This window comes from Pseudoalteromonas phenolica (genome assembly GCF_001444405.1).
GTDB classification, from domain to species: domain Bacteria; phylum Pseudomonadota; class Gammaproteobacteria; order Enterobacterales; family Alteromonadaceae; genus Pseudoalteromonas; species Pseudoalteromonas phenolica.
This window is the reverse complement of the sequence record NZ_CP013187.1, coordinates 571542-584886: the sequence shown is the minus strand read 5'-3', so window position 1 is coordinate 584886 and position 13345 is coordinate 571542. Positions and strand designations below refer to the sequence as shown.

The 13345-nt window shown below is 41.9% G+C and carries 12 protein-coding genes; 3 read left to right on the top strand and 9 right to left on the bottom strand.

The annotated features are described in order from the left end of the window. Positions 1-102: 102 nt before the first annotated feature. Together rlmN and ndk are read right to left on the bottom strand one after the other, a co-directional pair. Positions 103-1236, bottom strand: coding sequence for a dual-specificity RNA methyltransferase RlmN (rlmN, locus tag PP2015_RS02590; protein WP_058028791.1), 1134 nt, complete (start codon positions 1234-1236; stop codon positions 103-105). A gap of 181 nt (positions 1237-1417) precedes the next feature. Beyond that, a complete protein-coding gene (ndk, locus tag PP2015_RS02585; RefSeq protein ID WP_058028790.1) occupies positions 1418-1849 on the bottom strand; it encodes a nucleoside-diphosphate kinase in 432 nt (143 codons plus the stop codon). A gap of 257 nt (positions 1850-2106) precedes the next feature. Between ndk and trhP the strand changes: the two genes are divergently transcribed. Both trhP and PP2015_RS02575 read left to right on the top strand, forming a co-directional pair. Next, entirely contained in the window at positions 2107-3465 is a 1359-nt protein-coding gene (gene trhP / locus PP2015_RS02580) for a prephenate-dependent tRNA uridine(34) hydroxylase TrhP (protein WP_058028789.1), read from the top strand. A 3-nt stretch (positions 3466-3468) separates the two neighbouring features. Then, positions 3469-3723, top strand: a complete 255-nt coding sequence (locus PP2015_RS02575; protein ID WP_058028788.1) for a YfhL family 4Fe-4S dicluster ferredoxin — start codon at positions 3469-3471, stop codon at positions 3721-3723. An 81-nt stretch (positions 3724-3804) separates the two neighbouring features. On the opposite strand, the gene PP2015_RS02570 is transcribed toward PP2015_RS02575, so the two are convergent. The 7 genes from PP2015_RS02570 to queA all read right to left on the bottom strand — a co-directional run bounded on the left by PP2015_RS02570 (position 3805) and on the right by queA (position 10506). Then, a complete protein-coding gene (locus PP2015_RS02570) occupies positions 3805-4332 on the bottom strand; it encodes a hypothetical protein (protein WP_171041677.1) in 528 nt (175 codons plus the stop codon). Between the two features lie 124 nt (positions 4333-4456). Further along, positions 4457-4747, bottom strand: a complete 291-nt coding sequence (locus tag PP2015_RS02565) for a hypothetical protein (protein WP_058028786.1) — start codon at positions 4745-4747, stop codon at positions 4457-4459. Between the two features lie 142 nt (positions 4748-4889). Then, positions 4890-5834 (bottom strand): protein translocase subunit SecF, encoded by a 945-nt coding sequence (gene secF / locus PP2015_RS02560; RefSeq protein ID WP_058028785.1) that lies wholly within the window; start codon positions 5832-5834, stop codon positions 4890-4892. A 9-nt stretch (positions 5835-5843) separates the two neighbouring features. Next, positions 5844-7703: a protein translocase subunit SecD gene (gene secD / locus PP2015_RS02555; RefSeq protein ID WP_058028784.1), complete on the bottom strand. Its 1860-nt coding sequence runs from the start codon at positions 7701-7703 to the stop codon at positions 5844-5846. Between the two features lie 30 nt (positions 7704-7733). After that, positions 7734-8072 carry a preprotein translocase subunit YajC gene (gene yajC / locus PP2015_RS02550; RefSeq protein WP_058028783.1) on the bottom strand — a complete coding sequence of 113 codons (339 nt, stop codon included), beginning with the start codon at positions 8070-8072 and terminating at the stop codon, positions 7734-7736. 29 nt (positions 8073-8101) lie between these two features. After that, positions 8102-9226, bottom strand: coding sequence for a tRNA guanosine(34) transglycosylase Tgt (gene tgt, locus PP2015_RS02545; RefSeq protein ID WP_058028782.1), 1125 nt, complete (start codon positions 9224-9226; stop codon positions 8102-8104). 242 nt (positions 9227-9468) lie between these two features. Continuing rightward, complete coding sequence (gene queA / locus PP2015_RS02540; protein ID WP_058028781.1) at positions 9469-10506, bottom strand: tRNA preQ1(34) S-adenosylmethionine ribosyltransferase-isomerase QueA; 1038 nt, start codon at positions 10504-10506, stop codon at positions 9469-9471. 215 nt (positions 10507-10721) lie between these two features. Between queA and PP2015_RS02535 the strand changes: the two genes are divergently transcribed. After that, a complete protein-coding gene (locus tag PP2015_RS02535) occupies positions 10722-13232 on the top strand; it encodes an EAL domain-containing protein (RefSeq protein ID WP_058028780.1) in 2511 nt (836 codons plus the stop codon). Positions 13233-13345 lie beyond the last annotated feature (113 nt).

Below are 13345 nucleotides of genomic sequence, written 5' to 3'. Positions count from 1 at the left end.
TATCACCTTGATAGTATGAAATAATAAGGACCTATATTACCGAAAAGCCCCTATCTTTCATCTATTTTATGTAAATAACTTCGGCAATAAAAAATACTTAAGTTAATTACTCACATTCACAGCAATGGCGTTATCTTCGCGCTGCTGTTTTTTCATAATACGCTTAGTGCGGTCAACCACGTCACCGACTAGCTGTCCACAGGCTGCATCGATGTCATCACCACGCGTACGGCGAACAATACAAGTTAAACCCGCTGCCTGTAATACCTTTGAGAAGCGATCGATACGGCTATTGCTTGAACGACCATATTCATTACCCGGGAATGGGTTGAATGGGATCAGGTTAATCTTAGACGGTGTGCCTTTTAGTACTTTAACCAGTTCATGCGCTTGATCTGTACTGTCGTTTACACCTTGCAGCATAACGTATTCGATGGTGATGTCTTTATTCGCTTTAGAGCCATCAATGTAACGACGACATGCCGCTAAGAACTCTTCAATTGGGTACTTTTTATTGATAGGTACTAGCACATCACGTAAATCATTAGTTGGCGCGTGAAGAGAAATCGCCAGTGCCACATCAATTTTCTCTTTAAGAATATCAAGCGCAGGCACAACGCCTGAAGTACTGAGTGTTACACGACGCTTAGACAAGCCAAACGCCCAGTCGTCCATCATCAGTTCCATCGCAGGAACCACGTTGTTGATATTCAGTAATGGCTCACCCATACCCATCATAACCACGTTAGTAATTGGACGCTTAGTGCTGTCACCATTATGTAGGCCAATATCTGTCGCAACACGCCATACCTGACCGATGATCTCAGATACTTTTAAGTTACGGTTGAAGCCCTGCTGCGCCGTTGAGCAGAATGTACACTCAAGCGCACATCCTACCTGTGAGGAGACACATAGAGTTGCGCGGTCTTTTTCTGGGATCCAAACAGTTTCAACCTCTTGGCCGCCCTCTAAGATCATTGCATATTTAATAGTGCCATCACTGGCTACTTGCTTAACTGAAATCTCAGGCGCTTTAATTTCGCATTGCGCTTGTAACTTCGCACGTAGCTTTTTATTGATGTTGCTCATATCGTCGAAGTTATCGATGCCGAAGTGATAAATCCACTTCATTACCTGATCTGCGCGGAATGGCTTTTCACCAAATGATGCAAACAATTCACGCATCCCCTCGCGATTCAAATCAAGTAAATTAATTTTTTTCTCTGTAGTGGCCATGAAGCAACCTCGATAAAGTGACGGTACGAAATTAAAAAGACGACGTATTGTATAAAAACCAACCAACACACTCAAACATTGTTGATGATTTTGCAAAAATAGCTATAAAAACTGACTTTGCAAAAGCAGCAAGGACTAAAAAAGGGCCCGAGAGCCCTTCTTTACTCTGTTCGATTCGCGATTAGCGAGTACGAGGACAGATTTCTTCTTCAGCGAAGAAGTAAGCGATTTCGCGAGCAGCTGACTCAGGAGCGTCAGAACCGTGTACCGCGTTCTCGTCGATGCTGTCAGCGTAGTCAGCACGTAAAGTACCAGCTAGTGCTTCTGCAGGGTTAGTAGCACCCATGATTTCACGGTTCTTAAGAACTGCGTTTTCACCTTCAAGAACTTGAACCATTACTGGACCAGAAGTCATGAAAGAAACTAGTGCACCAAAGAAAGGACGCTCTTTGTGCTCTGCGTAGAAACCTTCCGCTTTCTCTTGAGAAAGGTGAACCATTTTAGAAGCAACGATCTTAAGACCAGCAGATTCGAAACGGTTGTAGATTGCACCGATGTGGTTTTTAGCTACCGCATCAGGCTTGATGATTGAAAAAGTACGCTCTAAAGCCATCTTTTTAGCTCCAATAATAATTGTTGAATATTTACGGGCGCGAATTATACGCGTTTTAGCGCTAAAAACCTACTAGATCTTGATCCTTTAAAAATTTCGAATAGATCAGAATTCAGCGAAAAACCATGATCTGCGTCAAACATGACAATTTCATTAACCTTTATACTGCGCCGCTTTTTAATTTCACCTGAAATTTTACCGTCACTTTTGACCGAAACAGCTGACCAGCACTCAGTTCAATGTAAGAGGTTTTTACTATGTTTGTTCCAGAGCTTTTATCCCCTGCAGGTAGTTTAAAAAATATGCGTTATGCATTCGCATATGGTGCCGATGCCGTGTATGCAGGCCAACCACGTTACAGCTTGCGCGTGCGTAACAATGAATTTGATTTAGCTAATTTAGAATTGGGGATTAACGAAGCCCATGCACTCAATAAAAAGCTCTATGTGGTTTCAAACATCGCGCCACACAATAAAAAAGTACAAACCTACTTAAAAGACATTGAGCCTGTGATTGCCATGAAGCCCGATGCACTCATCATGTCTGATCCGGGTTTAATCATGCTAGTGCGTGATAAATGGCCTGATATGCCAATTCACCTTTCAGTCCAAGCTAACGCAGTTAACTATGCGTCAGTTCAGTTTTGGGCGAAACAAGGGATTGAGCGCGTAATTTTATCCCGTGAATTATCACTTGAAGAGATCGCTGAAATTCGTGAACTTTGCCCACAAACCGAGTTAGAAGTGTTTGTTCACGGCGCATTATGCATGGCCTACTCTGGTCGCTGCTTATTGTCAGGTTACATCAATAAACGCGATCCTAACCAAGGTACGTGTACCAATGCATGCCGTTGGGAATATGACGTTAAGCCAGGTAAAGAAACTGAGACCGGCGATGTAGTGCATAAAATTGACCCACAATCTGTGATCCCAACACTGGGCGAAGGTGCACCGACCAATGAAGTCTTCATGTTAGAAGAACAAGGTCGTCCCGGTGAATACATGCCAGCATTTGAAGACGAGCATGGTACATACATCATGAACTCAAAAGACTTACGTGCGGTGCAGTATGTCGACCAACTGACAAAAATGGGCGTGCACAGCTTGAAGATCGAAGGTCGTACTAAGTCTTTCTACTATGTAGCACGTACAGCGCAAGTTTACCGCAAGGCAATTGATGACGCGGTAGCAGGTAAACCTTTTGATCCAAACCTGATGCGCACTCTTGAGAACCTAGCACACCGCGGTTATACCGAAGGTTTCTTAAAGCGCCACGCGCACCAAGATTACCAAAACTATGAATACGGCCATTCAGTTTCTGACAAACAACAATTTGTAGGTGAAGTATTAGGCCGCCTAGACAATGGCTTGGTTGAGATTGATGTTAAGAATAAATTCTGTACGGGCCACAGTCTTGAGCTGATGACACCGCAAGGCAACATCAGCTTCAACCTTGAACACATGGAAAACAAAAAAGGCGAGAAAATTGACGATGCAAAAGGCTCTGGTCACATTGTAAAAATTCCACTGCCTGAAAACATCGATTTAGATCACGCGATTTTGATGCGTAACCTGAACGATCAAGAAGATACGCGTAACCCATTTAAAAAGGCCTAAATCATGGCGCTGTTGATCAATTCAAAGTGCATCAACTGTGATATGTGCGATCCTGAATGTCCGAATGAGGCCATTTATATGGGTGAGAAAATTTATGAGATTGATCCAAATAAATGCACTGAGTGTGTCGGCCATTACGACACGCCCACGTGCGTAAGTGTCTGTCCGATCGATTGCATAAAACCCGACCCCAATCACAAAGAAGATTTAGATGCCTTAGCCGAGAAGTTTTTGCGCCTTACTGGTCAAGATAAGTAAGTTCTGGCTAATCTAAATCAAAAAATGGCGCCCAATGGGCGCCATTTTTATTTCTTCGATAAATTATAACGAAGCAATAAATTAGCGAAGTGCTTTTTCAACTTGATCGAAATGCGCAATCACTTCGACAATTTCAAGTTCAGCGTCTTCATATGCCGATTCAAACTGCATACCTTGTGCAGCCATTGCTTGCACAGTTGCAGGGTGAACCAACAAATCTTTTGCGTGATAGCACACAGGTGAATCGTATTTAGGTAACTTGCCATCTTTGTGGTAACCAGATTCAATTTCTTCTAATGGCAGTGTAGGAATAACGTCTGCAGCTTTGTCTAATGCCGAAAGGTAGCTGTCACATGCAGGGTATTTAGCAGTGAATTCAGCTAATAATTGACGAGATGTCGCAACAAGTTGCTGTGAGCTTTGCTCAAGCTTTTGAGACGCTTCGTTGGCTCTGATCTCACCCAGTAAGCTTTGTGCTTGTTGCTTGTAGGTGTCTAAGTTGGTTACTTTGGCTGGTGCAGCTTCTGTCGTTTGTGTTTGTTGCTCAACCTGCTCTGAACATGCTGTTAGTGCAAGGCTTGTAAGTAAAATTGCCAACCTAGATTTCATGAGAACCTCGTAATTATTATTGAAAACAATTCTCATTATACTCTTTAAAGAAAAGAATGAAATATCATTGTCATAAAATTATGAGGTTTTCTTTATTCTTCTAAATTCAGCGAATTTAGATGCCTTACTTACCTTTACAGGTATTGGCCATAATGGCTTTTTGCGCTTGTGCTTCTTTTTCATTGTTATTTGATTTAGCCACCGCATAACTGATCTTCGCATCATTACACTTATCTCTGAGCTCTTTATCCATCAAATACAGTTTATCTTTTTGCGCTTGCGCAATGCCTTCCGCACCATTGTATTCAGTACGTTCTTCAGGTGCTTTATCTTTTTCGTATGCTTCACCTTCATTTACCTTGCAACCAGATAATACAAAGGCCAAAGGTAATACCGCAATCAATAAGCTTTTCATAAATTTACCTATTTTAAATACTTTTTCTTGATTATAACTGATTTGATGTGATTACACAGAAAAGGTTCAAAACTTGCTTTTCAGACAATAAAAAACCGCATATTTGCATATGCGGTTTTGTCAAAGAAAACTTTCGGTTCTCTTAAGGCATGGCGTCTAAGTCCGCACCTTCTTTTTCAACTTCTACTGGTATTAAATCTTCTTTGCTTACACCCATCGCAACCGCAACCGAGCTTGCAACATATACAGAAGAGTAAGTACCAATGAATACACCAAATAGTAGTGCAGTTGCGAAACCATGAATGGTTTGGCCGCCCCATACGAATAGTGCAATCAAAACTAAAATAGTCGTGATTGAAGTAACTAAGGTACGATTTAGTGTTTGCGTGAGTGAGATATTGATGATCTCAATAGTGTCATCAATACGCACTTTACGGAAGTTCTCACGAATACGGTCAGATACAACAATGGTGTCATTCAGTGAGTAACCGATAACCGCTAAGATAGCTGCAAGGATAGTCAGATCAAACTCTAGGTCTAATAATGAGAAAAGACCCATCGTGATGATCACATCGTGGAAAAGTGCCGCTACCGCACCGATGGCAAAACGATATTCAAATCGAAATGCAACGTACATCAAGATACAGATAAGCGCGGTTAGCATGGCTAAGCCGCCCTGCTCTTTTAAGTCTTCACCCACACTTGGACCAACAAACTCAATACGACGCATCTCTACGCTGCTATCAGCTTGCTTAAGTGCGGCGATCAATTGGTTACCAATCGTTTCCGCTTTTACTTCACTGCCTCGTGGTGCTAAGCGAACCAATACATCTTGGCTTGAACCAAATAATTGTACTGATGCATCCGCAAAGCCATTTTCAGCTAAGACAGAACGGATTTTTGCCAAATCAGCTGGCTGTGAAAAGCCAACCTCAACCGCTGTACCACCGGTAAAGTCTAAGCCAAAGTTCAATCCACGAATTGCCATAGACGCAATTGATGCCAGAATCAATAACGCAGAAATCGCCATGGTAAGCTTGCGTGCTGACATAAAGCGGATGGTGTCATTTAATTTTAATAACTGCATATCCGTCTCCTAGATTGAAAGCTTATTAATGCGCTTACCACCGATCACTAAATTGATCACAGCACGCGTACCGACAATGGCCGTAAACATCGACGTGATGATACCGATCGCAAGTGTTACAGCAAAGCCCGCAATTGGACCTGTACCAACCGCAAATAAGATAACGGCTGCAATCAGTGTAGTGATGTTGGCATCGAAAATGGTGCTAAATGCACTGTCATAACCTTGGTGAACTGCTTGCTGAGGGCTACGACCGTCGGCTAATTCTTCACGAATACGCTCAAAGATAAGTACGTTCGCATCTACCGCCATACCTACCGTTAGTACGATACCGGCAATACCTGGTAATGTCAGAGTGGCACCTGGGATCATCGACATAACACCAACAATAAGTACTAGGTTAGAAGCAAGTGCAATGTTAGATACCAGACCAAAGCCTTTGTAGTACAACAACATAAATGCCAGTACAAATGCAAAACCAAGTACCACAGCTGTCATACCCGCTTCGATGTTTTCCTGACCTAGGCTTGGACCTACTGTACGCTCTTCAACAATTTGAATTGGCGCAACTAAGGCACCTGCACGAAGTAATAGGCTAAGGTTGTGGGCTTCAGCTGGGTTATCAATACCTGTGATACGGAATGAGTTGTTTAGACGAGCTTGAATGGTTGCAACGTTAATCACTTCTTCAACCTTAATTGGTGGAAGCGCTTTCCCATTTTCGTCTTTCTTACCTGATGGCTTGTATTCAATGAATACGGTCGCCATACGCTTACCTACTGCACGCTTAGTAAAGGCACTCATTTTAGCGCCACCTTTGCTATCAAGGTTAATGCTCACTTGAGGACGTGAATATTCATCGATCCCCGATTGCGCACCTGTAATATGAGAACCGCCTAAAATAACGCGTTTCTTAAGTACCACTGGGTAGCCATCTTTGTGCATGATCACTTCAGTGCCCGGTGGAACACGGCCCTGTGCAGCAGAGCGAACATCCGCGTTTTCATCTACTTCACGAAACTCAAGCGTAGCCGTTGCACCTAAAATTTCTTTCGCACGAGCAGTGTCTTGAACACCAGGTAGTTGCACAATAATACGTTCAGCACCTTGCTGTTGTACATTTGGTTCTGCAACACCTAGTTGGTTGATACGGTTACGAATGATGGTTTCGTTTTGCTTGATTGCGTAAGCGCGGATCTCTTTGAATTTTTGATCGCTTAAACTCGCGAAGAATGCCAAGCTGTTGCTGCTATCATCAACAAAGTTGTAAAGTGGGTAACGCTGCTTTAAAAAGCGCTCTGCCGCATCTTTGTCATCATCATTACGCATGATCACTTGTACACGTTCAGCACCTGATACACGACGAATAGAACGATAACGAAGTTTTTCACCACGTAAGTCACTCTTGAAATCTTGCTCCATGGTTTCTAACGCATTGTCTAACGCTGTGACCATGTCGACTTCCATTGTGAAGTGAACACCACCACTTAAATCTAGACCTAGCTTCATTGGATTACCGCCAATGTCTTTCAACCAATCAGGTTGTGCTGGGCTCATATTGATCGCAGAAATGTAGTCGTCAGATAGGCTGTCACGCAAAATATCTTGCGCTTTTAACTGTTCTTCAACATTCGTAAAACGTACCAATACTTGATCGTTTTCTAATGCTGAAGATTTAACTGTGATGTTGTTCTCTTTTAGAGTCTCATTTACTTTGTCTAGCACACTTAGATCAGCGCTGGCACCTTTAGTACCAGAAACCTGTATGGCCGGATCACGGCCATACAGGTTTGGTGTGGCATATAAAATACCAATCGCTAATACAGCCAGAACAAGTAAATACTTCCACATTGGATACTTGTTTAACACAGGCTTTACCTTTTTATTTTTGTTTTTAGATTACAGCGATTTCATTGTGCCTTTAGGCAACACAGCTGATACTGCTGATTTTTGCACTGTGACTTCAGTTTGGTCATTTAAAGCAATAACGACAAAATCTTTGTCATCAGCAACTTTAGTGATTTTACCTACTAAGCCACCTTGTGTTAGTACTTCGTCACCTTTACCTAGTGCACCCATTAGGTCTTTGTGCTCTTTTACACGCTTAGCTTGTGGACGGTAGATTAAAAAATAAAAAACCAAACCAAATACACCTAACATGATAAGCATTTCCATGCCACCACCTGCTGGTGCTGGCGCTGCAGCACTTGCATGCGCAGTCGAGATAAATAAACTCATAACACTTCCTCTTATATTTTAAATTTATATTATTCTGTTTCAGCTAATGGCGGCACTGGAAGGCCACGTTTAGCGTAAAAATCTTCTACGAATTCGTCTAGTTTGCCTTCGGCAATCGCATTTCTTAGGCCTTCCATTACACGTTGGTAGAAACGTAAATTATGGATAGTATTTAAACGTGCACCTAAGATTTCATTACACTTATCTAAGTGGTGTAAGTAAGCACGCGAGTAGTTTTTACATGTATGACAATCACACTCAGGATCTAATGGGCCTGTATCTGTTTTGTGAACTGCGTTACGGATTTTAATAACACCCGTACTGATAAACAAGTGACCATTACGCGCATTACGCGTTGGCATTACACAGTCAAACATATCGATACCACGACGCACCGCTTCAACTAAGTCTTCGGGTTTACCTACGCCCATTAGATAGCGCGGCTTGTCTTCTGGCATTTTGTAAGCACAGTGGTCAAGGATGTTGATCATGTCTTCTTTTGGCTCACCCACTGATAAACCACCGAGTGCATAACCATCAAAGCCAATTTCTTCTAAGCCTTTTTGTGATTCTGCACGAAGCTCAGGGTACATACCACCTTGAATAATACCGAATAACGCAGAAGGGTTATCACCGTGGCCTTCTTTCGAACGTTTTGCCCAACGTAGTGAAAGCTCCATTGAATCACGGGCTTCTTTTTCTGTTGCAGGGTAAGGCGTACATTCGTCAAAGATCATCACGATATCTGAACCTAAGTCTCGCTGTACTTGCATCGCTTTTTCTGGCGATAACATGATTTTTTCACCATTTACTGGTGACTTAAACATTACGCCTTCTTCAGAAATTTTACGCATTGCGCCTAAGCTGAATACTTGGAAACCGCCTGAATCAGTCAAGATTGGCTTATCCCAGTTCATAAAGTCATGCAAGTCACCATGTTGCTTGATAATTTCAGTACCAGGACGAAGCATTAGGTGAAAGGTATTACCTAAGCAGATATGTGCGCCTGTGTCTTTTAACTCGTCTGGCGTCATGCCCTTTACAGTACCGTATGTACCTACAGGCATAAATGCAGGAGTTTCGACCACACCGCGGTCAAAAATCAAACGGCCGCGACGGGCTTTGCCATCAGTACGATCTAATTCAAATTTCATAGCTACCTCAAAAGTCGGAAAAACAGTCCAACACTCGTTCTATAAACGCCATCACGTTTATTTTTAGAGCTGATTTTAACCGTCCGATTCTACCTTGTTTACACTGCGAATTCTAATGATTGGGGCGAAAACTAAGAAATTAAAGATGGATAAAGAAAGGAGTTAATAAGAAAAGCTTAAAACAACAAGGCCCTGTGTTTCAGGGCCTTAATGGAATATCACTCGCTATTTAATTTTAGCCGTTATTTATCTTGTTTGGTGATAAACATAGCATCGCCATAGCTGAAGAAACGATATTCTTCTGTTACAGCTGTTTTATAAGCATTGATAATATGATCTTGACCCGCAAACGCACTCACTAACATGATCAAAGTTGATTCTGGTAAGTGGAAGTTAGTGATCATGGCATCAACTACCTGAAATTCATAACCTGGGTAGATGAAAATGTCTGTATCGCCATAAAATGGCTGTAATTCACCTTCGCTCGCTTTCGCCGCAGACTCCAGTGAACGAACGGATGTCGTACCTACCGCAATCACTCGACCGCCATTGGCTTTAGCTTTCTTAATAGCATCAACCACTTCTTGAGACACTTCAATGTACTCAGAATGCATCACGTGCTCATCTACTGAATCAACACGCACAGGTTGGAAAGTGCCCGCACCGACATGCAAAGTAATAAACTGTGTTTCTATGCCTTTTTCTTTGATCTTTTCAAGCAAGGCTTCATCAAAATGCAAACCAGCTGTCGGCGCCGCCACTGCACCCGGCTTTTCGTTGTATACGGTTTGATAACGCGCTTTATCTTCTTCCGTATCTGGACGGTCAATGTAAGGTGGTAGAGGCATGTGGCCAATGTCATCTAAGATGTTTAACACTGTTTGCTCACCTTTAAACTCAAGCTCAAACAACTCACCATGACGTGCGACCATAGTCGCTTCTGCTTTGCCTTCTAAAATTAGTGTTGCACCTTCTTTTGGTGACTTGCTTGAACGAACATGGGCAAGCACTCGATGCTCGTCTACAACACGTTCAACCAACACTTCAACTTTACCACCCGTGCTTTTTTGGCCATACATACGAGCTGGGATCACTTTGGTATTGTTGAAGATCATTAAATCGTTCGGATTTAAGAACTCAATGAGATCTTTGAAGATTTTATGACCTAACTCGCCTGTATTACCATCAAGAGTAAGTAGTCGGCTCGAAGTACGATCTGCCATAGGATGACGAGCGATTAACTCATCAGGAAGTTCAAAACTAAAGTCAGCAACGCGCATGACAACACCTCAAGTTATAAAACAGCGGCCAAGTTTAGTGTTCCTATAACACTTAATCAAGTGCTTGTAAGTGCACAAAAATAGCATTAACCTAAGTCTTTGAAGTAATGTTTTTAGAAACAGCTAATTACCAGCCTTTTATTAAAACAAAAACATACTCGGTAAGGTAAAGGTATCTTGAAAATGACAACAGTTCTATTGAGGTTAACATAAGTATGGCGAGGCAACTTTCATTGCTCATAGTCAATGCCAGCGAGTCAGAACGCGTAACCATTACACTGACCCTCAATAAATTAGAAGTGTTTGAAATCATCGAATGTGAAGATAGCCAAGCTGCTTTACATCTTTTAAAACACCGTGCCGTTGATCTCATTATCACAGGACTCGATGTTGGAAAAATTGACGGCTGGCGTTTTGCGCGCATGGTTCGCTCTGGGTTACTTGAAACGCCCAAACACACGCCCATCGTGCTCACACCGCCTATTTATTGCGAACGCATTGCTGAAACTACCGCCAGAAGTTATAGCATTGATGCCGTTTTACCTTTTGAGAAACACGAGCAACTTCCAGAGTTATTAGCCAATGTGTTATCTACACAATTGGAAAAGAGCAGCCGCCTTGATTTGTTATTATTCGAGCCTGATCATACTCAAGCAGAGGAAATCTGCGAGCAACTAGAGTTCAGTTTTGCGTGCACAGTTGTTAACACACTACAAGATGCACAAGCGCTATTTTTGCAAAACCAATACGCAATTGTGTTGATTAACACATCTGGTACAACCTACTCTGAAAGTAAGCAATTGATCGGGGCAATTTTAGAGCATAAGCCTAATCAATCTGTTGTTACTATTATCGACAGTAAAGACGTCAATGATGCTGAACAATTGCTACTAATGGGCGTCACTGACTTTGTCAGAGCACCATATAATCTACCTATTTTGAATAAAGTCTGTGATCATGCTGCGCGTCGAGAAGACTTTATGGTGAGTTATGCTGAGTTTGCAGACAAAGTCTCTCAACTCAGTCAGAGTGAACGTCGCTACAAAGACTTATTCTCTGCGCACCAACGTATTCTGTTACATTTAAACACTGTGGTCATGGAGCTAGATACTGAAGCTAAAATTCGCTTTATAAACCCTGCTTGGGAAGCGCTATCAGGGTTTGGCATTAAAGCCAGTTTAGGTGTCTCGTTAAAAGCGTTCATCCATAAAGATGATCAGCATACCCTGAATAAACAACTCGCCAAAGTCAAAACTGGGGCGCAACGTTACGCTCAGCTTGAATTGCAGCTCACTCAAAAAAATGGCACGTCTATTTGGGTTGAATGCCGCTTTCAACTAATTAAGAACACCACCTCTGATGTCACAATTACGGCAACCATAGATAACATTCATGAGCGTAAACAGGCTGAATTACAATTACGTCATTTAGCCCTGCATGACACATTAACTGGGCTGCATAACCGCTACTATTTCGACCAACAACTGCAAAACCTCTGTAAAACCATGAGTGAAGACTCACTCTCTGAGCATGCTCTTCTATATATAGACCTCGATCACTTCAAAATTATTAATGACTCTAAAGGGCACCAACAAGGTGACATCATACTTAAAGAGGTTGCTCAGCTATTTGGCCACAACATTGGCGATGAACACCTGATCTTCCGTATTGGTGGTGATGAGTTCGCCGTGATTTTAAAGGAAGTCAGTTTACTTGATGCACATATTATTGCCGAAAGTATCTGCATGGCCATCGACAAACATGAGTTTCACTCTGAAGAGAATAGTTATTCTATTAGCTGCTCAATCGGGTTGGCTCAGATCACAGCCTCTAACCATGATGCCAATGAATCTTTAAAACAGGCAGATATTGCACTCTATATTGCTAAAAGCTTAGGTCGTAATTTAGTACATTGTTATAACAAAGATGATGCCGAAAATAACACTCTGCAGGGCGGTTTGGAATGGGGTCATGCTGTACGCCAAGCCCTACAAAACGAACAAATAGAGCTTCACTATCAACCGATATGGTCTTTCAAACACGCCCATATTGCGTACTTTGAAACCTTATTGCGCTTGAAGGTAAACGATGAACTTATTTATCCAAATCAGTTTATTCCTGCTTTAGAGTTACTTAATGATACCTTCCTAATGGATCAATGTGTCGTTAAGCATGCAATTAAAGCACTCTCTGAACATGTTGAATTAAGTCAAATCGCAATCAACTTATCTGCCCATTCATTTTTAGATGAAAGATTGTTACCGCACATTCAAGATTGTTTAGTGCAATATCAAGTAAACCCAAGCCGCGTGATATTTGAGATCACAGAATCGGCGAGCATTAATAATCTATCTGCCACTCAGGCTATGATCAAAAAGCTGAATCAATTAGGCTGCCATTTCTCGATTGATGACTTTGGCACCGGCTTTAGTACTTTTAGCTATTTAAAGCAGCTCCCTGCCCAACATGTGAAAATTGATGGGTCGTTTGTTCGCGACATGCTCAATGATCCCATTGATCTTGCTTTGGTGAAGGCGGTGAATGATATCAGTCACTCATTAGACAAGCACTCTGTCGCTGAATATGTTGAAAGCAAAGACATTTTTGATGCTTTAAAAGAGATCGGCATTGATTATGGGCAAGGCTATTTTATTGCCAAGCCGATGCCAATAAATCAACTCAAAAAAGAAATTGCAACTATTTTCCCTGAGAAAACAGTTGCGTAACAATTTAATACAGAACTGAACTTTTACTTAACGATTTCTCATCTATAATAAATCTATGTGAGAAAACGATGTCTGCTAATAATTAAGATTTCAACCCTTTAGCACGACATCAC

Coding starts and splice junctions, on each gene's coding strand:
- PP2015_RS02570 (WP_171041677.1), bottom strand. CDS start 4,332: ATGAAATCTAGGTTGGCAATTTTACTTACAAGCCTTGCACTAACAGCA.
- PP2015_RS02535 (WP_058028780.1), top strand. CDS start 10,722: ATGGCGAGGCAACTTTCATTGCTCATAGTCAATGCCAGCGAGTCAGAA.
- queA (WP_058028781.1), bottom strand. CDS start 10,506: ATGCGCGTTGCTGACTTTAGTTTTGAACTTCCTGATGAGTTAATCGCT.
- yajC (WP_058028783.1), bottom strand. CDS start 8,072: ATGAGTTTATTTATCTCGACTGCGCATGCAAGTGCTGCAGCGCCAGCA.
- rlmN (WP_058028791.1), bottom strand. CDS start 1,236: ATGGCCACTACAGAGAAAAAAATTAATTTACTTGATTTGAATCGCGAG.
- tgt (WP_058028782.1), bottom strand. CDS start 9,226: ATGAAATTTGAATTAGATCGTACTGATGGCAAAGCCCGTCGCGGCCGT.
- PP2015_RS02575 (WP_058028788.1), top strand. CDS start 3,469: ATGGCGCTGTTGATCAATTCAAAGTGCATCAACTGTGATATGTGCGAT.
- trhP (WP_058028789.1), top strand. CDS start 2,107: ATGTTTGTTCCAGAGCTTTTATCCCCTGCAGGTAGTTTAAAAAATATG.
- PP2015_RS02565 (WP_058028786.1), bottom strand. CDS start 4,747: ATGAAAAGCTTATTGATTGCGGTATTACCTTTGGCCTTTGTATTATCT.
- secF (WP_058028785.1), bottom strand. CDS start 5,834: ATGCAGTTATTAAAATTAAATGACACCATCCGCTTTATGTCAGCACGC.
- ndk (WP_058028790.1), bottom strand. CDS start 1,849: ATGGCTTTAGAGCGTACTTTTTCAATCATCAAGCCTGATGCGGTAGCT.